Annotated in this window: 14 protein-coding genes; 4 read left to right on the plus strand and 10 right to left on the minus strand. The window is 68.7% G+C overall.

Annotated features, from left to right (window positions below; all coding sequences use genetic code 11):
- Positions 1–269: 269 nt before the first annotated feature.
- Positions 270–2,765: an FtsX-like permease family protein gene (locus ACFWPH_RS17470; protein ID WP_378752131.1), complete on the plus strand. Its 2,496-nt coding sequence runs from the start codon at positions 270–272 to the stop codon at positions 2,763–2,765.
- A gap of 8 nt (positions 2,766–2,773) precedes the next feature.
- Here ACFWPH_RS17470 and ACFWPH_RS17475 read toward each other — a convergent pair whose 3' ends face one another.
- The 4 genes from ACFWPH_RS17475 to ACFWPH_RS17490 form a co-directional block, all read right to left on the minus strand.
- Complete coding sequence (locus tag ACFWPH_RS17475) at positions 2,774–4,168, minus strand: condensation domain-containing protein (RefSeq protein ID WP_378752133.1); 1,395 nt, start codon at positions 4,166–4,168, stop codon at positions 2,774–2,776.
- 10 nt (positions 4,169–4,178) lie between these two features.
- Positions 4,179–5,630 carry an MFS transporter gene (locus ACFWPH_RS17480; RefSeq protein WP_378752135.1) on the minus strand — a complete coding sequence of 484 codons (1,452 nt, stop codon included), beginning with the start codon at positions 5,628–5,630 and terminating at the stop codon, positions 4,179–4,181.
- The gene (locus ACFWPH_RS17485; RefSeq protein WP_378752137.1) at positions 5,627–12,358 is read right to left on the minus strand and encodes a type I polyketide synthase; all 6,732 of its coding nucleotides are present in this window, start codon (positions 12,356–12,358) and stop codon (positions 5,627–5,629) included. Before ACFWPH_RS17485 ends, ACFWPH_RS17480 begins: the two co-directional genes overlap by 4 nt.
- 239 nt (positions 12,359–12,597) lie before the next feature.
- Positions 12,598–13,647 carry an alpha/beta hydrolase gene (locus ACFWPH_RS17490; protein WP_378752139.1) on the minus strand — a complete coding sequence of 350 codons (1,050 nt, stop codon included), beginning with the start codon at positions 13,645–13,647 and terminating at the stop codon, positions 12,598–12,600.
- A 276-nt stretch (positions 13,648–13,923) separates the two neighbouring features.
- Between ACFWPH_RS17490 and ACFWPH_RS17495 the strand changes: the two genes are divergently transcribed.
- Entirely contained in the window at positions 13,924–14,424 is a 501-nt protein-coding gene (locus ACFWPH_RS17495) for an SRPBCC family protein (RefSeq protein WP_378752660.1), read from the plus strand.
- 36 nt (positions 14,425–14,460) lie between these two features.
- Here ACFWPH_RS17495 and ACFWPH_RS17500 read toward each other — a convergent pair whose 3' ends face one another.
- The 3 genes from ACFWPH_RS17500 to ACFWPH_RS17510 all read right to left on the minus strand — a co-directional run bounded on the left by ACFWPH_RS17500 (position 14,461) and on the right by ACFWPH_RS17510 (position 16,473).
- On the minus strand, positions 14,461–14,838 hold the full coding sequence (locus ACFWPH_RS17500; protein WP_378752141.1) for a hypothetical protein: 378 nt from the start codon (positions 14,836–14,838) through the stop codon (positions 14,461–14,463).
- Positions 14,839–15,030: 192 nt separating this feature from the next.
- Complete coding sequence (locus ACFWPH_RS17505; protein WP_378752143.1) at positions 15,031–16,008, minus strand: hypothetical protein; 978 nt, start codon at positions 16,006–16,008, stop codon at positions 15,031–15,033.
- A gap of 72 nt (positions 16,009–16,080) precedes the next feature.
- Positions 16,081–16,473 (minus strand): hypothetical protein, encoded by a 393-nt coding sequence (locus ACFWPH_RS17510; RefSeq protein ID WP_378752145.1) that lies wholly within the window; start codon positions 16,471–16,473, stop codon positions 16,081–16,083.
- Positions 16,474–16,507: 34 nt separating this feature from the next.
- Here ACFWPH_RS17510 and ACFWPH_RS17515 point away from each other — a divergent pair, with 34 nt between their 5' ends.
- Entirely contained in the window at positions 16,508–17,713 is a 1,206-nt protein-coding gene (locus ACFWPH_RS17515; protein WP_378752147.1) for an alpha/beta hydrolase family protein, read from the plus strand.
- A 42-nt stretch (positions 17,714–17,755) separates the two neighbouring features.
- Here ACFWPH_RS17515 and ACFWPH_RS17520 read toward each other — a convergent pair whose 3' ends face one another.
- The 3 genes from ACFWPH_RS17520 to ACFWPH_RS17530 all read right to left on the minus strand — a co-directional run bounded on the left by ACFWPH_RS17520 (position 17,756) and on the right by ACFWPH_RS17530 (position 20,897).
- Positions 17,756–19,330 carry a DHA2 family efflux MFS transporter permease subunit gene (locus ACFWPH_RS17520; RefSeq protein WP_378752149.1) on the minus strand — a complete coding sequence of 525 codons (1,575 nt, stop codon included), beginning with the start codon at positions 19,328–19,330 and terminating at the stop codon, positions 17,756–17,758.
- The gene (locus ACFWPH_RS17525) at positions 19,327–19,809 is read right to left on the minus strand and encodes a MarR family winged helix-turn-helix transcriptional regulator (protein WP_378752151.1); all 483 of its coding nucleotides are present in this window, start codon (positions 19,807–19,809) and stop codon (positions 19,327–19,329) included. The genes ACFWPH_RS17520 and ACFWPH_RS17525 overlap by 4 nt, the downstream gene beginning before the upstream one ends.
- 155 nt (positions 19,810–19,964) lie before the next feature.
- The gene (locus ACFWPH_RS17530) at positions 19,965–20,897 is read right to left on the minus strand and encodes an alpha/beta fold hydrolase (protein WP_378752153.1); all 933 of its coding nucleotides are present in this window, start codon (positions 20,895–20,897) and stop codon (positions 19,965–19,967) included.
- A gap of 207 nt (positions 20,898–21,104) precedes the next feature.
- Here ACFWPH_RS17530 and ACFWPH_RS17535 point away from each other — a divergent pair, with 207 nt between their 5' ends.
- On the plus strand, positions 21,105–21,431 hold the full coding sequence (locus ACFWPH_RS17535; protein WP_280418064.1) for an Lsr2 family protein: 327 nt from the start codon (positions 21,105–21,107) through the stop codon (positions 21,429–21,431).
- The last annotated feature ends 33 nt before the right edge of the window (positions 21,432–21,464 follow it).

A 21,464-nucleotide genomic window follows, 5' to 3' on the forward strand; every position in this document is an offset into this window, starting at 1 on the left:
CGGGGCCGGCGCAGGCCACGAGCGGAATCCGAGTATCCCTCGGGGCCGGGTCCGTCCGGATGACGGTACGGAAAGTGGCCGATACCGGGCAACGGCCTTCGGACGAGCCGCCGAACAGGGTTCGAGGTATGGCGTAAGGGGCCCGGATGCACCAGGATGGACGGCATCGGGGACGTAATGGGCGGGGACAGGACCGGGGTTGTGAGAGTGGACGTCAGGCGGAACCGGGCCATATGTCGCATGGCCGAACACGGCGAGCGGGGAGTGCGATGATCGCCGCGGGCTGGGATCGGTTCCGGCTGTTCAATATCGGTGATCTGCTGATCCACCGGGGCCGGTCGCTCATGTCGCTGATCGTGATGGCCGTATCGGCGGCGCTGCTGGTCGCGGTGTTCAGTATTTCCGGATCGGTCACCGGGTCGGTGGACAAACTCGTCGCCGGTCTCGGTGGCGAGGCCCAGCTCGAGATCAGCGGTATCACCGATGCCGGGTTCGGCCAGGATCTGCTGGGCGCGGTATCGGCGACCCCGGGAGTGCGGACGGCGGTACCGATGCTGCGTGCGCAGACCGGTGCCGACGCGGACCGGGCGCTGCTGGTGGGGGCGGACGCCCGGATCGCCGAACTGGGCAGTTCGCTCACCGGATCGCTGGGCTCGGACGCCGCGAAACTGCTGACCGTTCCCAACGGCGTGCTGACCGGCGCCGCCATGGGATACCGGGAGGGCGAGACATTTCCGCTCGGCTCCGGCACCGCGACCGTGGCGGGGATACTCGACACCGACGGCGCCGGGCAGCTCAACGGCGGATACCTGATCGCCACCACCTTGGCGACCGCACAGAAACTCACCGGCCGCACCGGGCAACTCGATTCCATCCAGATCATCGCCGAACCCGGCACCGATATCGAACGGCTGCGTACCGCCCTGACCGATACCGTCGCCGGCCGGGCGGTGGTCGCCGACCCGGGCTTGCGCGCCGCCCAGGCGGGCGGTGCGGTGATGATCATCCGCTACTCCACCCTGATGGCCGCCGCGGCAGCGCTGGTGGTCTCGGCCTTCCTGATCTACAACGCGATGGCCATGGCGATCGCCCAGCGACGCCCCACACTGTCGCTGCTGCGGGCGATCGGCGGCCGCCGCGCGCCGATGGTGCGTGATCTGCTGGCCGAGGCGGTAGCGGTCGGGATACTCGGCGGTATCCTCGGCGCGGGCGCGGGCATTCTCATGGGGCGTATCGCCATCGACCAACTGCCCGCCGCCATCCTGCAATCGGTGGAGGCCCGCACCGAATATCAGTTACCTGGCTACGCGGTCCCCGTCGCCATCGCGTTGTGTGTGCTGGCCAGTGTGGCCGCCTCGGCGTTCGCGGCCCGTGCCGTGTACCGGGTCCAGCCGATCGAGGCGCTGGTTCCGGTGGGCGCCGCGGCCGCCGATACCCTGCGCCCGGCGTTGCGCTGGGCGGCGGTGGTCCTCGGCCTGCTCATGGTGGGCGCCGCAATCTACCTCGCCGAAACCGATTTCGGGATATGGTCGCTGGCCTCGATCTCACTGTCCTTCGGTGCCGCGATCGTGCTGTGTTTCGCGGCCACCGGCCCGATCGTGCGTGCGGCCGGTGCAATCGCCCGGCTGTTCGGTGGTCCGGGCGCCTTGGGCGCCACCACCCTCGAACGTGCACCGCGGCGGGTCTGGGCCACCGCGATGACAGTGCTGATCGGGGTGGCGGCCGTCGTGTCCACCGGCAGCGCGACCCGCAATGTGGTCGATTCGGCCGGGGCCAGTTTCGAAAACCTGGCCGCGACCGACTTCTGGGTCACCCCTGGGTCCATGGCCCAGTTCCCGACCGGCCCGCTGCTCCCCGACGGCCTCGAGGAACGACTCGAAGCGGTGCCCGGTGTCGCGGCGGTGAATCCGGCGCAGCTGGCGTTCGCCAGTGTCGGCGCCGGGCGGGTCCTGCTGCAGGGGTTCCCGGCGGGCTCCGACAATACGAGGCTGAGCTCGGAGATCAGCCCGGAAACCGCCCGCCTGCTCGTGACCGGTCAAGGTGTGGTCGTCTCCCGGGATATCGCCCGGTCATTGCAGGTCGCCGCGGGTGACACCCTCACCCTGCCGACGCCGGCGGGCCGCCACGAGGTCCGGGTATTGCAGGTGATCCCGTACTTCTCCGCCATCGCCGGCGTGATCATGATGGATCTCGACCGGATGCGCGGCTGGTATCAACGGCCGGGGGAGACCACCCTGGCCGTGGACCTGGCCCCCGGTGCCGACCCCGAAACCGTCCGCGCCGAACTCCGGCGGGTGGTGCCGCCCGAGCTCTATATCGATTCCGGCCGGGAAGCCGTCGCCGCTACCTCCGCGAGCCTGCGCCAGGGAACGGCGCTGGCGACGAATATTCTCTGGATCGTCGTACTGGTGGCGACCATCGCGCTCCTGAACACCCTGATGCTGTCGGTTCTGGACCGCCGCCGCGAGATCGGGGTGTTGCGGGCGATGGGGACCAGTCGCCGTTTCCTGCTGCGTTCGGTATTGGCGGAGGCCGCCGGGATCGGGTTGATCGGCGCGGTGCTCGGCCTGCTCGTCGGCGCCGCGGTGCAGTATCTGTCCGCGATCGCCATCGGTCATGCGATGACCATCGACGTCGTCTACGAACCGAGTCCGCTGCTGGTGGTGTACGGGGTGGTCGCCCTGCTGCTGGCGCTGCTCGGTTCCGTTCCGCCGGCCCTGCGGGCGGCGCGGATGCCGATAGTCGAAGCCCTCGCGGTGGATTGAGGTCCGGCTTACCGGCGTTCGGCCCCGGCCGCCCGGATGATCCCGGCGAGTGTGTCCAGATAACGCCGCACCGAATCGTGGGCGACCGGAGTATCGGGGTAGATCACGCTGACCGTGGTCTCGGACGGCAACCGGTTGACCCAGATGAGGGCTTCCTCGCTGGCCGCGCGATTACCGTACAGACCGCTGCGGGCGATATCGAAGAACTCGCTACCGGCGAAATCGCGGGCGTCGACATAGGAGATCATCGGGTTGGACCAGTTCGGCCCGACCGCGATACCGCTATCGGCCGGTGCCAGCTCGAGCACCCGGTGGATCGTGGTGGTTTTCAGCCGCATACCGTTCTCGTAGGCCCGCTGGGCCCGCGCCACCGTCCGTTCGAACGTGGCACGGATCCCGATCGGGAACGCGACCGGAACCAGGGCCACATACCAGCCGATGGAGGCCATCTCCTCGAACGTGGACCGGGTGTTGAGCGGTGTGATGCCGAAATAGTAGTCGTTGTCGGCGAGTTCGCGTTCGGCCAGCGCCGCCGCGGCGAACACGCCACCGGCGAACTCGCCGCCGTTGTCCCGGCAGACCTTCTCGAAACGAGCCGCCGCGTCCTCGTCGAACAATGTCATCGTGCGGTGTGCGCTGTGGTGCGTATCGCCGTCACGCGCACCGAGATCCAGCGGGAACGACGGCAGTTCGCCGTCGTTGCCGCGTAACAACCGCAACCACGTGCCGACCTCCGGGGAGGCGAGCGATAGCCGCGCCGAGGCGGCGCGTTCGCGGGCGCAGTACTCGGTGTAACTGGCGGGCTGGAGGATGGGCGGCGCTTCGTCCCAGGCGTGTTTCGCATACAGGCAGGCCAGTTCGAACGACGAGATGTGCTGGCCCACGCCGTCGGTGTGCAGATGATCGATCGCCATGAACACCGTGGTGGATTCCTCGTGTTCGACGGCCCAGAAGGTGAAACAGTCCCACCGGGTGGGGGCGGGTGTACGCGTCTGCGCGAGCTCCCGGATCGCGGCAGCATCGGCGAGCGGGCCGTGATCGACGGGCTCGAATTCGATCTCGCCGGGTTCCATGAGGTGCCGCCGCAGTGAGCCGTCCGGTTCGAGGGCGAACCAGCTGCGGAAAGTATCGTTGCGGGTGAGGAATTCGTTGACCGCCCGGGTCATCGCCGCGCGGTCGAGCACGGCCGGGACCTCCGCGGTGACCAGGCACAGCCCGGAACTCCGGTAGGCGGTGCCGGTATTACGGTGCGCCTGTCGCAGATAGTGCTCCTGCTGATGCGAGGGTGGCGCACTATGCGCCGGCGCCGCGGCGGCAGCGGCCCGCGCGGCGTCGGTCGCCTCCCAGCTCACCACCCGCCCGGGCGCGGGATTCCATTCGTCGATGAGTCCGAAATCGACCATCTCGTGTTCCTCAGTTCACCGCCGGCGCGCGTGCCGTAGCGGAATTGTCCGGCGTGGCCGGTTCGGGAAGGGCCAGCGTGACGGCGGCAAGCACCAGCGCGACCACCGCGATCGCCGACAGCATCACGGTGCTGCCGCCGAGCGTATGGGCGCGGAAGAACGCCGTCGCCAGTAGTGCGAGACCGACGCCGTTGCCGATCTGCTCGATAGTGGGTACCAGCCCGGAGGCCTCGGCCATCTGTGCATCGTCGAGACCGGACAGCATGAGGGGTTGCAGCGGTACCGCGAAAACCCCGGCGCCGAACCCGCACAGGAGAACCGGTGCGGCGCACAGCAGCATGTTCACCTGCCCGCCGGTGATGTTCACATACACCACCCCCATGAGCACACAGGCCGCGTACAGCACGAGACCACCCGCGAGCACCCGCACTCCCCACCGTTTCACCAGGATCGGCGACAGCAGGGCACCGGCGCCTGCGCCGAGTGCAAACGGCGTCATCGCGATCCCGGTGCGTAGCGCCGAGAACTCCAGCACCTCCTGCAGGGTGATGGAAATGGCGAACACGAAGGCGGTGAACACCCCGAAGAATCCGGTGATCACGATCGAGCCGACCGCGAAACCGCGGTCGGTGAACAGATCCAGCCGCACCAGCGGCCCGGTATCGCGCCGGGTTGCGGCGCGTTCGTGGAGCAGGGTGAGCGCGCCCAGCCCGAGCGCCACCACGACGATCAGGCACGGAATCGGTCGCCAGCCGGATAGATGGATCTCCGACAATGCGTACAGGAGAGCGAAAAGCGTTGCCGCGCAGAGAACTATGCCGGGGTAATCCATTCGGACCCGCTGTGGTGGGGTCTCCAGGCGCAGGAAACGCCAGGCGAGGACGAAGGCCACGCCCCCCAGCGGCAGGTTCATCAGGAAAATACTGTGCCAACCCAGCCCGGCGATATCGGCGGTGACCAGGCCGCCACCCAGGATAGGCCCGAGCAGGCCCGCGAAACCCGAAGTGGCGCCGTAGAGCGCGAACACCTGGGTATGCATCCGGCGCGGGAACAGGGCGGTGAGGATCGCGATGGTCTGCGCCGCCATCCCCCCGCCGGCCACACCCTGGACGATCCGCGCCAGAACCAGCTCGCCGGCACTGTCGGCCGTACCGCACCACACCGACGCCGCGGTGAACGCGACGACCGCGAACAGGAACATCCGCCGCCGCCCGATCCGGGCACCCAGCCGGGCGGCGGCAAGCAGGGTGCACGCGAAGGCCAGCGAATACCCGGACACGATGAGCAATTGCTGTGCGGAACTCGCGTGCAGATCGGTGGTGATCTCGGGTAGCGCGGTGTTGACGATCGTCACGTCGATCATCTGCATGAACACCGAGAGCAGACAGCCGGCGAAGGCTGCCCAGGCCCCCGCCCCCGCCCCGGCTCCGGCCCGGGCGTCTGCCGTGGTGCCGGTGATCACCGCGGAGCCTCCCTGCCGAGCAATACGCCCGCGCTCCCCACGGACTCGGTGCCGTTGGCCCCTGCAGATTCGCCGCCGTTGCCTGCTACGGGCTCGGCGCCACTGCCCGGTGCCTGCGGGAGGTTACCGGCGCTCGCCGCCGCTGTGTACGCCTGCGGTGCAATACTGTGCGGCGCGCGAACCACACCGTCGCCTTCTGCCGTGCTGTTGCTGTCGGTTGTGCTGCCGTCGGCGGCGCCGTCGGCCCGGGCACTACCGTCCACGTTCCCCGTCCCGTTGCCGTTGCCGTTGGCGGTGGCAGTTCCGGGATTCCGGGGCGCAGCCACTTTCGCGGAGGAGACGGGCGGGGTATCAGGGGACCCGTCCGGTCCGGGTGCGGCACCCGGCAGGGACGCCGCGAACCCGGCCGCCGGATCGGTGGCCAGAATCAGCTCGGCCACTTTCGGCCCCGCCTGTTCGAGGCTGAACGCGCGCCCCATCTGCAGCGACATGAGCTCGACGCCGAGCTGTTTGCTGACCCGGGAACCGAATTCGACCGCCATCAGCGAATCCAGGCCCAGTTCGGTGACCGGTACGGTCAGGTCGATGGTGTCGGGTTGTACCCCCATCACGACGGCCAGTTGGTCGGCGAGCATCCGGGCCATGGCCTGCCCGCGTTTACCCTCATCGAGGGCGGTCAGGTCGGCTTTCAGTTTCGCCAGCATCGAGTTGTCCTGGACCGAGGCCGCGACGAGCGCGGCGAGCCGTCCGGTGCGGCTCATCTGCGGGAAGGCCGCGGTGAGTTTCGACCAGTCGGTGGGGATGACGGCGGCCCGGGTGACGCCCAGTCGCAGGGCCTGTTCCAGGTAGAGGGTGCCGTCGGCCATATCGATGGCCCCGAAACCGGCCAGCTCCAGGTATTTCGCGACCTTCTCGTCGGCGGCCATACCGCCGGCGGCGCCGGACATATGGCCCCAGCCCACGCACAGCACCCGTTCCCCGGCCCGCGACCATTCCTCGGCGAGGGCTTCCACGGCGAGGTTGGCGGCGGTGTAGTTGTACTGACCGAAGATCCCGAACATGGAGCCGCCGGAGGAGTACAGCACGAACATATCCGGTCGCGCCCCGGCCCCGGTGACCGCGTCGTGCACTAACCGCGCGCCGTGCACTTTCGACCGGTAGACCCGCGCCAGCTGCTCGGCGTCCATATGTTCGACCCGGTTGTCCGCGACCGCCCCGGCGGCGTGGAAGACACCACGCAATGGATACCGCGGATCGTGTGCGCGGGCCACCAACGCGGTGACGGCGTCGGCGTCGGCGATATCGGCCCGTTCCTCGATCACGGTGACCTCCGCGGCCCGCCAGGCGGCCAGTTGCCGGCGGGCCGCGGGTGTGGCGGCACCACTGCGACCCACCAGCACCAGCCGGCGCGCGCCCTTGGCGACGAGCCAGGTTCCGGTGGCCATACCGAAACCGCCGAATCCGCCGGTGATGAGATAGGTTCCCGCCGGGTCGATCTCGAGTTCGGGCAGCATCGGCCGGACCGGTGGCGCCTCGTCGGCCATCGACAGCGCGATCCGGCCGATCCGGGTCGAGCGGATGGTGTCGTCGAAGGCCTTGGCGACCTCGTGCGTCCCGTACAACTCGTAGGGCAGCGGCCGGTATTCGCCGGTCTGGAACTTCTCCACCACCCGGCGCAGCAGATCCGCCAGTTGTCGCGGCCGGAACCGGCACATACGGTCGAGGTCCATCGAGAAGTAGGACAGGTTCTTGTCGAATACGGCCAGTTCGAGCAGGCCGCCGGTGTAGATATCGGCCTTGCCGACCTCGACGATGCGCCCGAATTCCCGGATCGCCTTGAAGTTCTGCCGCAGGGCCTCACCCGGCGCCGAACTGAGAATCACGTCCACGCCGGCGCCGTCGGTCAGGGCGAGGACGTCGTCGGCGAAGTTCAGCGACCGCGAATTCAACGCGTGGTCGGCCCCGAGTTCGCGGATATGTGCCCGCCGCTCTTCGGTACTCGCCGTCCCGATGATTCGTGCCCTGCGCGCCTTGGCCACCTGGATCGCCGCCGAACCCACACCGCCGGCGGCACCGTGGATGAGCACGGTTTCGCCCGGTTCGAGGCGGGCGAGGTCGAGCAGGGAGTACTCGGCGGTGCCGAACGCGGTGGTGCTGGTGCACACCGCGGGATCGGTGCCCTCGGGCAGCGGGATGACCGCCGAGCGGTCGACGATGTGGTACCGCCGCATCATGCCTTTCGCCGCCAGTGCGACCAGATCGCCGACCGCGATATCGCTGACCCCGGCACCGACGCGGGTGACGGCGCCGACACCTTCCATCCCGGGGCTCGTGCCGAAGAACGTTTCGGCGAGTTCGCGTTCGCCGAGAATTCCCATGACCTTGAGCGGGTCCTTGTAGTTGAGGCCGATGATGCGCATTCCGACCTCCACCTCACCCGGCCCGGGATCTCGCCGCGGGGTGCGCCGCCAGGCCAACGCGGACAACAGTTTCGATTTCGGGATCTCGAGCTCGAAATCGGCCTCGGGGTCGGTGAGCGGTTCCGCGGTGTCCAGGACGTCGATACGTTCCTGCAGCGGGGTGGTGACCCGCGGCAGCCAGCGCGCGCCGTCGCGCAGCAGCACCTCGTCGGAGTTGTCGTACTGGAATGCGCCGGGGACGCCCAGTTCGGCGATGAGGTCGTCGAGGGCGGTACCGGGCTCGGTATCGATGAGCCGCCAGCGCAGCGCGGGCTGTTCGTTCAGCAGCACCCGCCGCGCGCCGGCCAGCGCAGCCTGGCGCGACTCCGGCGGTACCGGCGTATCCGGCAGGGCGAAGGCGCGTTCGGTGACCAGCGTGATATGGCAAGAACCGTCGCCGCCGATACCGACGATCGGGGTATCGCCCTCACCGGGTGCGACGAATTCGTGGGTGGCGACCGCGATCCGTTTCAGCGTCCACAGGTCGGCCAGATCGTCTTCGATACGTCCGGCCACGACCACCAGATGGACGCGGTCGGTCCCGGGATCGTCCGTGCCCGTGCGCAGCATCTCGGTCAGCTCGGTCTCGAGATCGGGATCGTCGCCCGTGGTGAGCAGGTACCGGGCGCCGGGCAGTGTGGCGGCCAGCGCCCGGGCGCGATCGCTGTCGCCCAGCGCGAGAACGACTGTCGCCGGGGTACCGGTCTCACCGAGTGCCACGGTATCGATGGGTTCGGCAGGTTCCATGGTGTCGGAGTAGTAGAAATCGGCCATCCGCTGCAGTGGGCTGCCCCCGGGCGTGAGGGCGCCGAGGCGTACCCCGATCAGGTGCAGGCACAGCGTGCCGTCGGCGCCGAGCAACCGCACATCCGCGAGGCGCCCCGATTCCGGATCACGCCGCGCGACAACGGTCACCTCCTCGGGCAGCTCCCGGTACATCCGCACGGCCTCGACCCCGACCGGAACCATCGCACCGTCGCCGATCCCGTCCTGTGCGAACAGCAGCGCCACGGTCTGCATCGCGGCGTCCACCACCGCGGGATGCGCGAGATGCCCGGAGCCGGCGGCGATCGTCGCATCGACGGTGGCGACCACCGCATCGCGTCCGGCCCGCACCGCCGTGACCCGCCGGAACGCCGGACCGTACTGCAGTCCGCGCGAGGCCAGGGCCGCATAGAACAGTTCCGGCTCGAAGTCGACCGCGGATTCCGGTTCCGGCACCGTATCCACGATCGTCTCGTAACTGCCGTTGAGGATGCGGCCCGTGGAATGCACCGTCCACACCGATCCGGTGGCGCTGCGCGACCGGATCAGGAACCGGCCGCCGCCCTCCTCGATACCCAGTTCCAGGAACGGCACATCCGGTTGCGCCATGACCAGGGGGGCCACGAACCGCACATCCTCGAGCGCGACGCGTATGTCACCGGAGCGGGTGGCGGCCGCACTCAATGCCGCGTCCAGATATGCCGCGCCGGGCATGATCCGCATACCGCCCACGACGTGATCGGGCAGCCACGGCAGCAGTTCGGTCCCGACCTGCAGCATCCAGCCCGGCCGGCCCTCCACATCAGGGTCGCCGAGCATCGCATAGGTGCCGGGGCTGCCGAGCCGCAGCTGTTCGAACAGCGGCAGCGGATTGTGCAGCCGGGTGTTCTGCCACGGATACCGCGGCAGCGGCAGGTGTTCGGTGGCGGGGCACTCCGGCGGGAACAGTGCCGCGATATCGAGGACTCCGGCGGCGTACACCCCGGCGATCGCGCGGCAGATACTGTCGGCGTCGTGCGCCTTACGGTTCAGGGTCGCAACCGTCGCACCGTTCTCGCCGGCGGCGAGCAGCACTTCGCGGATATTGCCGGACAGCACCGGATGCGGCCCGACTTCGACGAATACCCGGTGCCCGGCGGAGACCAGACCGGCGATCGCGCCGGCGAAGCGGACCGGCTGCCGGACATTGGCACACCAGTATTCGGCGTCGAAACCGTCCTCGGCCTCCACCACCGCCTCCGCGGTCACCGTGGACACCAGCGGGATCCGCGGTGCCCGCGGGGACAGACCCGCGAGGGCGGTGCGCAGTTCGTCGAGGATCGGATCCATGAACCGGCTGTGGTAGGGCACCTCGACCCGCAGCGTACGGGCGAAGGCGCCGTCCTCGGTGAGCTTTTCGGCGATCTCGTCGAGGCGGTCCACATCACCGGCCAGAGTGAGCGATCCGGGACTGTTGACCGCCGCGATATCCACCGCATCGTCGTCGCCGAAATACTCGCGGACCTTGTCCGCGCCGGTGCCGACGGCCAGCATCCCGCCCTTTCCCGCGGTGGTGGCCTGGAGCCGGGACCGGTGGTAGGCGACGGAGACGGCTTCACGCAGAGTGAGCATCCCGGTCACATACGCGGCCGATACCTCGCCGACGCTATGGCCCACGATCCGCGCCGGAGTGATTCCGTACTGCGCGAGTTCGGCCACCAGTCCCACCTGTACCAGGAAGTTCGCCGGTTGTGCGACCTCGGTCGCGGTGACCCGGGATTCCTCCTCGGGCCGCAGCAGTTCTTCGAGGATCGACCAGCCGGCCACCTCGGCGAACGCGGCGTCGACGGTGCGCGCGGTCGCGGCGAAAACCCCGTCGGCGGCGAGCAGTTCGCGGGCCATACCCCACCACTGCGGCCCCATCCCGGAGAAGACGAACACCGGTTCGTCGGTGCGCTGGGAGACGGTGCGCACCGCATCGCGGCCCTCCCCGCCCGCGTACTGCCGCAGTTCCGCGACGAGTTCCGCGCGTTCCCGCAGCGGCACTCCGGTGCGGAACTGGTGGTGCGCCAGCCGGGTCCACGCGGCCTCGGCCAGATGATCCGGGTCCGCGCCGGCCTCGAGCAGATCGGCGAACCGGCCCGCCATGGCACGGACCGCGGGGGCGCTGCGCGCCGAAAGCGGCAGTACCCCGAGATGGTGGCGTTCGCGGTCTGCCGGGGTCGCGGTGGCCGGCCGGAACTCCTGCAGGATCGTATGCGCGTTGGTGCCGCCGTAGCCGAAGCCGTTCACCGCGATCGTCATCGGCCCCGCGTCCGCGGGCAGCGGTTGCGGCTCGAGCTGAATATGCAGATTGAGGTCGGCGAACGGGATATCGGGGTTGGGTTCGTCGAGCCAGCCCTGCGGCGGGATGGTGCGGTGCTGCAGGGCGAGTGCCGATTTGATGACGCTGGCGATCCCGGAAGCGGCCTCGGTATGCCCGAGCGTGGCCTTCAGCGAGCCCACACCGAGCGATTCGGGGCGGCGGCCGGCCGCGCCGTAGACCGTGCCCAGGGCCCGCAGTTCGATCGGGTCGCCCACCGGTGTGCCGGTGCCGTGTGCCTCGACATAGGTGATCTCTTCGGGCGAGAGCCCCGACCGCGTGCAGACCGCCCGTGCAAGCGCTTCCTGGGAATCGGCGTTGGGCACGGTGATGGCCGCGGTGCGCCCGTCCTGGTTGGACCCGGTGGCTTTGACCACCGCGTAGACGCGGTCGCCGTCGCGCACTGCCTCGTCGAGTTTCTTGAGAACGACGATCCCGCCGCCCTCGCCGCGGCCGTAGCCGTCCCCGGCCGCATCGAAGGATTTGCAGCGGCCGTCGGCCGCCAGGAAGCCGCCCTTGCACATCATGACGAAGGTTTCCGGCTGCAGCATGACATTCACCCCGCCGGCCAGGGCCATCGTGCAGTCGCCGTTCTCGAGTGCCTGACAGGCCAGGTGGAACGCCACCAGCGACGAGGAACAGGCGGTATCGATGGTCAGTGCGGGCCCGACCAGGTCGAGGGCATAGGCGATCCGGTTGGACAGCATGGTGTAGGACGCCGACGCTGCAGTGTGCATATCCACATGCGCCAGCGCCGGGCCCACCACACCGACCACGGACTGGTCGACCACGAATCCGCCGATGTAGACACCGACCGATTCCCCGCCGGCCTTACCGGCGACCCCGGCGTCGTCGAGTGCCTCCCAGGTGACCTCGAGCAGGAGACGCTGCTGCGGGTCGAGTCCGGTGGCCTCGCGCGGGGAGATACCGAAGAAATCGGGATCGAATTCCCAGGGGTCGGTGGTGAGGAATGCACCCCGTTTGGTGTAGCTGCGGCCAGGGGTCCGCTTTTCGGGGTCGTAGTAGCGCCGGTAATCCCAGCGGTCGGCGGGGATCTCGACGACGGCATCGCGTTTACCGGCCACGAAATCCCAGAACGATTCCGGGGAGTCGATCCCCCCGCCGAATCGGCAGCCGATACCGACTATGGCAATGTCCGACATCTACATGTCCTCCCGGATCCGGGTGAGCTGCGGTATTCGCTGCCGACGCCGCCGGAAACATCAGTTGCGATGAAAGTCCGGCAGAAGTGCCAAATGTTCGCAAAATATCCGGTGCCGCTACGGCATTGGGGCCGACGCTACCGATGTGCTTCGAGTGACTGGAACAGCTTCCGGACAACCTTCCGTCACCACACAAGCGGTCACCGGACGAATTGTGAAGTAGCCCAGTAAGGTTGCGTTCACGCGCGCAACGCCGCAGCGAACAGCGGCCACGAAGCGTGCAGCTCCCGCTGCCAGTAGCCCCAGGAATGCGTACCGTCGGGTCGTAGCGCCACCGTCGCCGGGATGCCCAGCTCGTGCAGGCGTTCACCCAGCCGGGCCGTACATCCCGCCGCGACGGTCTCCAGGGCGCCGCCGATCAACAGCTGGTCGACCAGCTTGCCCGGATTACGCCGAATCCCCGGGCCCTCCATGGTGTCGAGAGCGCCGGGCATGCCGGTTCCGGCGGAGATATACACGCTGAGTCCACGTAACTCTTCGGCATGCAGGAACGGATCGTTGTCCGACCACGCGGGATCCTGCGGCGGGCCCCACATGTTGAGCGGATTGCCCCCGTTGCCGCGCACCACCATCTCGACCACCGCGCGCCCCTGCGGATCGCTGGTTCGGACACAGCCGCTGTAGGCGCCGAGCGCACGGTACCGGCCCGGTGCGGCGAGGGCGAGCTGGAACACCGACGCCGCGGCCATCGAGACCCCGGCGAGTGCGTTGGCGCCGCTGCCGCGGTAGGTGGCGTCGATCAACGGGGGCAGTTCCGTGGTGAGGAATGTGGTCCAGCGCTGGCGGCCCAGGACGGGGTCGTCGGCACGCCAGTCGGTGTAATAGCTGCCGGCGCCGCCGATCGGATTGACGACGGTGACCTGTTCGGAGCCGAAGAATTCGGTCAGATCGGTGCGGTCGAACCAGTTGCCCCCGTCGCCGCCGCCGGTGATCCCGTTCAGTAGGTACAACACCGGGGCCGGCGCCGCCGGATCCCTGGCCGGTAACACCCGTACCGGGATCTCACGGCCCATCGCGGCCGAATACACGGCCAGCTCGACCGCGCGCCCACCGAGTGCCCGGCTACCGGTTATCGGGGTTTCCGGCGTTCCCGGTTGCCCCGGGGGGCCGGGTGCGGCCGGGGAGGGATTACCGGGCGCGGCGGAACCGGGGGAGACCGCGACCGGTACGAGAGCGAGCGTGGCCACGAGGACGAGCAGGATCCGGTGCGTGCGGCGTGGGTGACGCATCGCCGGAAGTTATTGCGGCCGGCGGTCTGCCGGGCGTGGTTCCGCCCAACTCTGTGACGCGGGCCAGTGCGCGCGGGAATTCCCTGCCACCGGTCCCAAGCCGGCTCTGCCGGAGGGGGGACGCCGGAGACCTGGACATACAACTGGACAGGTGTCACCATCGGTGCGCAGCCGGTTTTCCGTGGCTGCGCCGAGCGACGAGAGGAACAGACGCATGGAAATCCGTGCGAATCGGGGACCGGAGCACAGGATCGGCGGTGGCCGGCGATGAGCACTATGCGTCCGTGTGAACGAGTCGGGCTCGAATTCCTCGAGAACGCGCCGGTGCGGTGCAGTAACAGTGTGGACCTGGCGATCACCCCCGAGCAGTTGTTCGAGGTACTGGCCGATGCCGAATCCTGGCCACAGTGGGCGAGCGTGATCACCAAGGTCACCTGGACCAGTCCGGAACCTCGTGGCGTGGGGACGACCCGGGTGGTCGATATGCGCGGCGGGCTCGTCGGTGACGAGGAATTCCTGGTCTGGGAACCGAATACCCGGATGGCGTTCCGGTTCAACAATTGCTCCACCGGGGCGCTGGCGGCATTCGCCGAGGACTACCGGATCGAGCCGACACCCGAGGGATGCCGGCTCACCTGGACCCTCGCACAGAGTCTGGCGGGTCCCGCGCGGTTCACGGCGTTCGCGGCGACGCCCTTCATGAATATGGCGTTCCGCCGGTTCCTGGCCAACCTGCGCCGCTACACCGACCGCCGGTTCGCCCCCGCGCAGCCCTGAGCGCGACCGGGGCGGTCCGCGCCGGTCCGCCCCGGGTCAGCCCATCAGCAGCGAACCCGCCAACCAGGCGGCCAGCACCAATACCACCCCGATCAGCGCGCCCGGATACAGCGCACGCCCGCTACGTGCCGCGTTCACCGAGGTGGCGGCGCCGATCAGGAAACCGAAGCAGCCACCCAGCACGATGATCCAGTTCCCCGCACTCGGATCGGTACTGCAGCCGGTACGCCCTTCGCAGACGCCCATCGCCAGCAGGAACCACGGGGAGATGACCACCGAGACGATGGCCAGCGTGGCGAGCAGGAACCACAGCAGTGCGGTGATCACCAGATCGGGCTCGCGGGGAGCCGGTAGCGGCGCGCCCCGGCCGTAGGCCTCGTCCGGGATGGGGGCGACAGGGTAGTCGGTGGACATCTGGTTCGGGAACATATGCCTCGCGATCGCTCGAGCCGACAGGGCCGCTGATAGGTATTTCGGAACCGTGCCTGTGCCGCAACTGATCCGGCACGCGCGCGACACTACACTGCGCGGCCGGTACGCGGCGGGGTCCGCGGGGATCGGGGCCCTGCCGGCCTCGCGAACCGGGCGGCGCGGTGCGTCGTGCGCCTAAGGGTGCGGTGTCCGGGGCAGGTCGTCGTCCGGCGGATCGTTCTCCACCACTCGTGCCCTGTCCGGTTCGGCGGCCGGGGAGTCCGCGGCCGGCACCGGATCCGGTGGCCGGTCGGCGCCCGCCGCCACGTAATTGCTCGTTGTCGCCCGGGATACGCTGATCCGCCAGGGAATCCACGACCACGGCGACCCGTCCGTGCGGCGCGGCACCATCGCGACCGCCACCACCGCTCCTGCCACAGAGCTGATCACCGCGGTGATCGCGGCCGTGGTGACCGTACCCGAGGCCACGTAGTCGATCTGATTCAAACCGGCCACCGGTTTGGTGCCGTCGTTGAACGCCCAGTCGATCCAGGAGCCGATCTGACCGCCGAGATCCCAGCGCCGCGCCGTCATATCCTTGAGGCTCTTCTGCCGGGCCGTCAGATACAACAGGTTCACCACGACCAGTACGGCGGTGAGCACGGACGCGCCGGTGGCGATCCGTGCGAAACGCGGTGAATCGGTAACGATGTAGATCGCCACGGCCGCCAGGCAGACGGCGATCGCGGCACTCGCGGTCACCGCCCACGAACCGGTCAGGTCGGCGGCGGGCGGTGCGCCCTTGGACGACCATACGGCCAGGTAGCGGGTGGTCGTATCGATCCGCCCGAACGCTGTCGCCGCGGCCGTTCCGTCCGGTCCGTGCGCCACCATCCAGTGCTGGAACATCAGGATGAACGCGGCAATGCCCCCGAGTGCACTGAATACGTAGCCCCACTTACCGGCCAGCCGTGGTGCCGTACGGATATCGTCGGCACGCCCGCGGGCCCGGCGCAGCAGCGCGGTGGCCGCGGCCCTGCGCTCATTCCACCGCCGCGTCCGGTCGGCGGTCGGATCCGTGGCCGCCGCGCTACCCGCGGTGCCGGCGAACGAGGAGCGCACCGCGTCGGCGTCCGGGCCCGCGCGGCGGCCCCACGGGGTCGGTTTGGCCATCATTCCAGTGTATTTCTGCGCCCACCACTGGGAATAGGATACGGAAACACCTGCACGCCACTGGGTTCGGCGCTACGCCGCATCCGTCCGGTGCGCGTGCCCATTGGCCACCAGATCGACTACGGTATCGCGCAGCACCGCCTGGATACGTTGCGCATGCTCGAGGACTACGGCCGAGGATCCACCGTGACCGGGTGCCCCGGCCTCGGCGGCCGCTACCAGATCGTTGGCGGTATGACACAGTGCGAGCAAGCGCCGCACCATATCCCGCCGTTCGGCCGCCGGTATGACTTCTGCTTCCACGAAGAGGTCATCGCCCTCGGCGCGGTCGTTGTTTCGCGGCTCGGGCAGATCGCGGATATGCCGCGCCGGAAGGGCCGGTTCGGTCGAGGCATACCGGACAGTGATCGCCGAGCGTGCACGGCACCGGCTCGACCGGTCCGGTACCGCTTCGGTAGCGTCCACGTCACTGTCGATCTACCCGCCGGGAGGTAAAACGGTGTACGCAGGCCGAGTTCTGCTGACGCTGCTGGCTGCTGTGCTCGTGCTGCCGGTCGCCGCCTGCGGTGCCTCCGACGACGGGCAGGCCGCTGCACCGGCGAACCGCGGGGAGATCGTGTCGGTCACTCCGATGCCGGCGATGAACGCCTCGGAAACGAGCGCCTATCTCGACAAGTGGATGTACCCCCTGCCGCAGGCAGGCGGTGTCCGCCGATACGCCGTCGAATACCGCACCGTCGCCGCGGACGGTGCCCCCACCACCGCCAGCGGATTGGTCGTGGTACCCGATACCGAGAATCCGCGCCTGCGTGCGGTGTCCTACGCGCACGGCACGATCGTGCGCCGCGACGAGGCACCGACCGCCGACGGTGAAACGGACCGCGCCCGGGCAACCCTGTTCGCCGCCGCCGGCTACCTCGCCGTGGCACCGGACTACCTCGGTCTGGGCACGGGGCCGGGACCGCACCCCTACGCGCACGCGCCGTCGGAGGGCACCGCGTCCGCGGATCTCCTGCTCGCGGCCCGCGAGCTGCTCGATCGGCAGGATCGTGATCTGCACCCCGAGGTCCTGGTCACCGGCTTCTCCCAGGGCGGGCAGGCCGCCCTCGCCCTCGCCCGGGATCTTCGTGAGGGTGAGGTGAGCGGTTTCGGTCTCGGTGCGGTGGCCGCGGTGAGCGGACCGTACGCCGTGCAGGAGGTCCAGGCTCCGGCGGCCTTGGACGGGCGGGTGGGGCCGCGCCAGGCGGTGGTCTACCTCGCCTACTGGATCACCGCGATGAATCGTATCTACCACCTGTACGACCAGCCCGCAGAAGCATTCCGGGAGCCGTACGCACAGGGCGTCGAGGAACTCTTCGACGGCCGCCACGATATGCTCCGGATCGGGGCGGGCCTCCCGCGGACACCGCAGGAACTGCTCACCCCGGAATTCTTGTCCCTGGCGCTGAACCCGACCGGTGCCGCCCTGCGTGCCATGGCCGACAGCGATGCGGTCTGCGACTGGCAGGCCGGCGTTCCGGTCCGGTTGTACGCCGCCCCGGGTGACCGCAGTGTGCCGTTCGAGAATGCGCAGCGCTGTATGAAATCCGAACTCGGCGCCGATGCCGAGCTGATCGAACTCGGCGATCTCGACCACGGCGGCACCGTCCGCGCGGCGCTCCCACAGATCCTCGAATGGTTCCGGAATACGGCACCGCCCGCCTGAACCGGCTGAGTTCGGGCGGGCGGCGCGCGGGGGACCGGCGGATCAGTGCATCAGCACCGGCGCCGGAGCGTTCTCGCCGGTCGTCGGCACCGAACTCGCCTTACGCGGTAGCAACAGCGAGAAGACGACGGTCACCACGCACAGCACGAACGCAACCCAGAAGCTGGTCGCGTAGGCGTCCGCCATCTCGCCGAGCATGACAGCCTCGAACTTGTCGCCCAGGCTCGCCAGATACTGCAACACCGAGGGGTCCGGCTGGGCACCGGTCTTCTGCGCCTCCATCATCGCCTGACCGGCCGAGACCGCCTCCGAGCTCTGCATCCGGTTGGTGAGCACCACCGAGATCACCGCGACACCCACCGAGCTGGCGATCTGCTGAATGATGTTGAGCAGCGTGGACCCCCGGGCCACTTGCGCTTCCTTCAGCGTGCGCAGCGCGGCGGTCATCAGCGGCATCATCGTCAGGCCCATACCGAGGCCCATGACGAACAGCACGCCGAGAACGTAGAAGTAGGAACTGTCGGCGCCGATCTGGGTCAGGCCGAACATGGTCGCGGTGAGAATCGCCAGGCCGACCGGGACGACCCGGCCCACCGGAATCTTGTCCACCAGCATGCCCGCGATCGGCATGGTGAGCAGCGAACCCAGGCCCTGCGGTGCCACCAGCAGGCCCGCCATCAGCGCGCTTTCACCACGCACCTGCTGGAAGTAGGTCGGGATCAGCAGCAGGCCGCCGAAGAACGACGCGGAGAACAGGAACATGGTGACCGTGGCGACGGTCAGATCGCGGTTCTGGAACAGCCGCAGATCCAGCAGCGGATTCTTCGGCTTGAACGAGTACACGATGAACGCGGCCACGAGCGCGCCGCCGACCAGCATGGTCGCCCACACCTTGGGCGTGTTGACGGTGCCTTCTTCCGGAATGGACGAGATTCCGTACAGGAACAGCGCCAGACCCGGCGACAGCATCAGCATGCCCAAGAAATCGAACTTCTCGGTGGGCCGCGCCTCGTCCTTGGGCAGGGCGAACCAGGCGTAGACGATGGCGATTGCGCCGAGCGGCAGGTTGATCAGGAAGATCCAGTGCCAGGACGCGTCCTCGATCAGCCAGCCACCGAGGATCGGGCCGAGAATCGGGCCCAGCAGCATCGGCACACCGAGGATGGCCATCAAGCGGCCCATCCGCTCGGGGCCGGCGGCTTTGGTCATGATGGTCATACCGAGCGGCATGAGCATGCCGCCGCCGAGGCCCTGGATCACCCGGAAGCCGATGAGCGCACCGATGTTCCAGGACAGTGCGCACAGCACCGATCCGGCGGTGAACAGCAGCAGCGCCATCATGTACAGGCGTTTGGTGCCGAAGCGGTCGGCCGCCCAGCCGGTCAGCGGGATGACGGTGGCCAGTGCGAGGGTGTAGGCGGTGACCGTCCACGCGACCGTCGAGTAGTTGGCGACGTCGAATTCGGACTGGAACGTCGGCATGGCGACGTTCACCACCGTGATGTCCAGAATGGACATGATGGATCCGAGAACGACGACACCGGCCAGTTTCAGCACCGATGCGTCGATCTTCTCCGGGGCCCCCGCGACGGGCGCGGGGGCTGGACTTGCGTTCACGAATTATCTCCTGAAGATGCTGGGGGGCACGTCACGACGTTGTGTATGGCCCTGGATTCGAGGACAGCGGTGAGGACCCGGCGGAGGTCGGCGCGCAGTGGGTCGGGTAGGCGGTGTACCACCTGGTCGATCGTCGCGCGGTGGATGGCGATCTGGTCCCAGGCGAGCTGACGCCCCTCGTCGGTAGGGCCGACCAGTTTCACTCGCCGGTCGGTCGGGCTTTCCTCCCGGGTGAGCAGTCCCAGGCGTACCAGCCGGTCGACATTGCGGCCGGCCGCGGTCATCGACAGGCCGAGTTCACCCGCGATGGTGTGGATCGGTTGCGGCTCGCTGTGCCGCACGACGCTGAACAACACTCGCGCCTGAGCCAGGGTGAGATCCAGCTCGGCGAGCCGGTCCACCCCTTTCCACCGTCCTGGATCGCAGACCGCGAGCACGAAGTGCTCGATCAGTGTGCTTGTGTCCGCCTCACTTGCCACCGCGCGATGATATGGGCTGCCGTGATAGTTGCGGAAGCGGGATTATTGCGTCTGTGATGGGAAACATAACCGCGCTCCCGTTCGCATCACGGGCGATATGCCCGGAGTGCCGGCCGAGGCGGCCCCGGTGACGGCAACCCGATCGCCGGAACCGATCAGTTCCGCGGCACGGAGCCGCCGGTGAGGAAATCACCGATCAGTCCGGCGATCGCATCGGGCTGCTCCAGGTGCAGGAAATGCCCGGCCCCCGGAACCATATCGACGGCCCCGCCCGCTGGGGCCAGAACATCGGCGACGCCGGCCGTGAATGCCGGATGCAATGTCGTATCCGCCGAACCGTGCAGATACAGCATCGGCACCCGGGGAGCCTGATCCCAGAACCGGTGTGGTCCGGCATACGGTTCCGGAACCTTCGCGGTCACCCGCACGAACGCGCGATAGTAAGAGAGCGCCGCGGTCCGGTGGGCGCCCGCGGGCATGGCATCGAGCGCATGGGCGATATCGTCGGCCGCCGGGTAACCCGGGGACCAGTCCTGCCACAGCCGGGGGACCAGTCGGTCGAGCGCGCGTTCGGCAATCCCGGGCAACTGGTTGAACAGGATGTACCAGCTGTACCGCAGCTGACGCAGATACGCCCCCGCCGACCGCAGTGTCGCCGCCCGCCGCGGCCGCATACCGGGCACCGGCGGCACGGCGAGCGAAACAACCTTCGGGAACGGGCAATCGGGATCGGCGGCAATCGTATTGGCGGTCAGCGCTCCCCAGTCGTGGCCGATCAGCACGGCATCGTCCGGAGCGCCGAACGCCCGATGGATCGCGAGCGCGTCGTAGGCGAGAGCGCCGAGGTGATAGACCCCGTCGGCCGGTACCGCCGTCGGGGCATACCCCCGGGTGAAGGGGGCGATCACGCGGAAACCGCGGTCGGCGAGCGCGGGGCCGAGCCGGCGCCAGGTCCAGGCACTGTCGGGGAAACCGTGTAGGCACAGCGCGAGCCGCCCGTCCGGCGCACCCCAGGCGAGAGCGGTCATCGCCAGGTGGGGGAGTCCGAACTCCAGGGTCTCGGGTTCGTCCCCGCGGTGTGTGTTCATCCGGCCGATCCTCTCTGGTCTGCCCGTCACCGTAGCCCGCCGGCCCGTATTGCGCCCCGGCGTCGGAGCATTCGCCCTTGGCGGTATGCTCACATCCCCCGGGAGAGGTGGCGGTGCCGGTGCTGCGGGCAGGCCCGGATTTCGCGCGGCCGCGGGGTTGTTGATGTCATAGGTGGCAATGTATTCGGGGATCGGAGGAGTAGGCCCATGGCGCGCAAGGTCGTCATCAGCTTGATCGATGACCTCGACGGCGAATCACCCGCAGCGGAAACGGTGGTGTTCGCACTCGAGGGAGTGACGTACGAGATCGACCTGACCGAAGCCAACGCGGGGGAATTGCGCGCAGTCTTCGGAAAATGGACCCCGTTCGCCCGCAAGGCCGGACGGGCCGGGCGGACCAAACGGGAACGGCCGGGCCGGTCGGCCTCGGCGCGGGTGGTCCGGGAATGGGCCCAGCGCAACGGTCACGAGGTATCGGCCCGCGGCCGTATCCCGGCCGGTGTGCTCGCGGCGTTCCATGCCGTGAACGGCTGAGCTTCGTGGCCGGGAACGGCTGAGCGGACTGTG

Origin of the sequence: Nocardia sp. NPDC058499, from assembly GCF_042719915.1 — a bacterium.
GTDB lineage: Bacteria > Actinomycetota > Actinomycetes > Mycobacteriales > Mycobacteriaceae > Nocardia.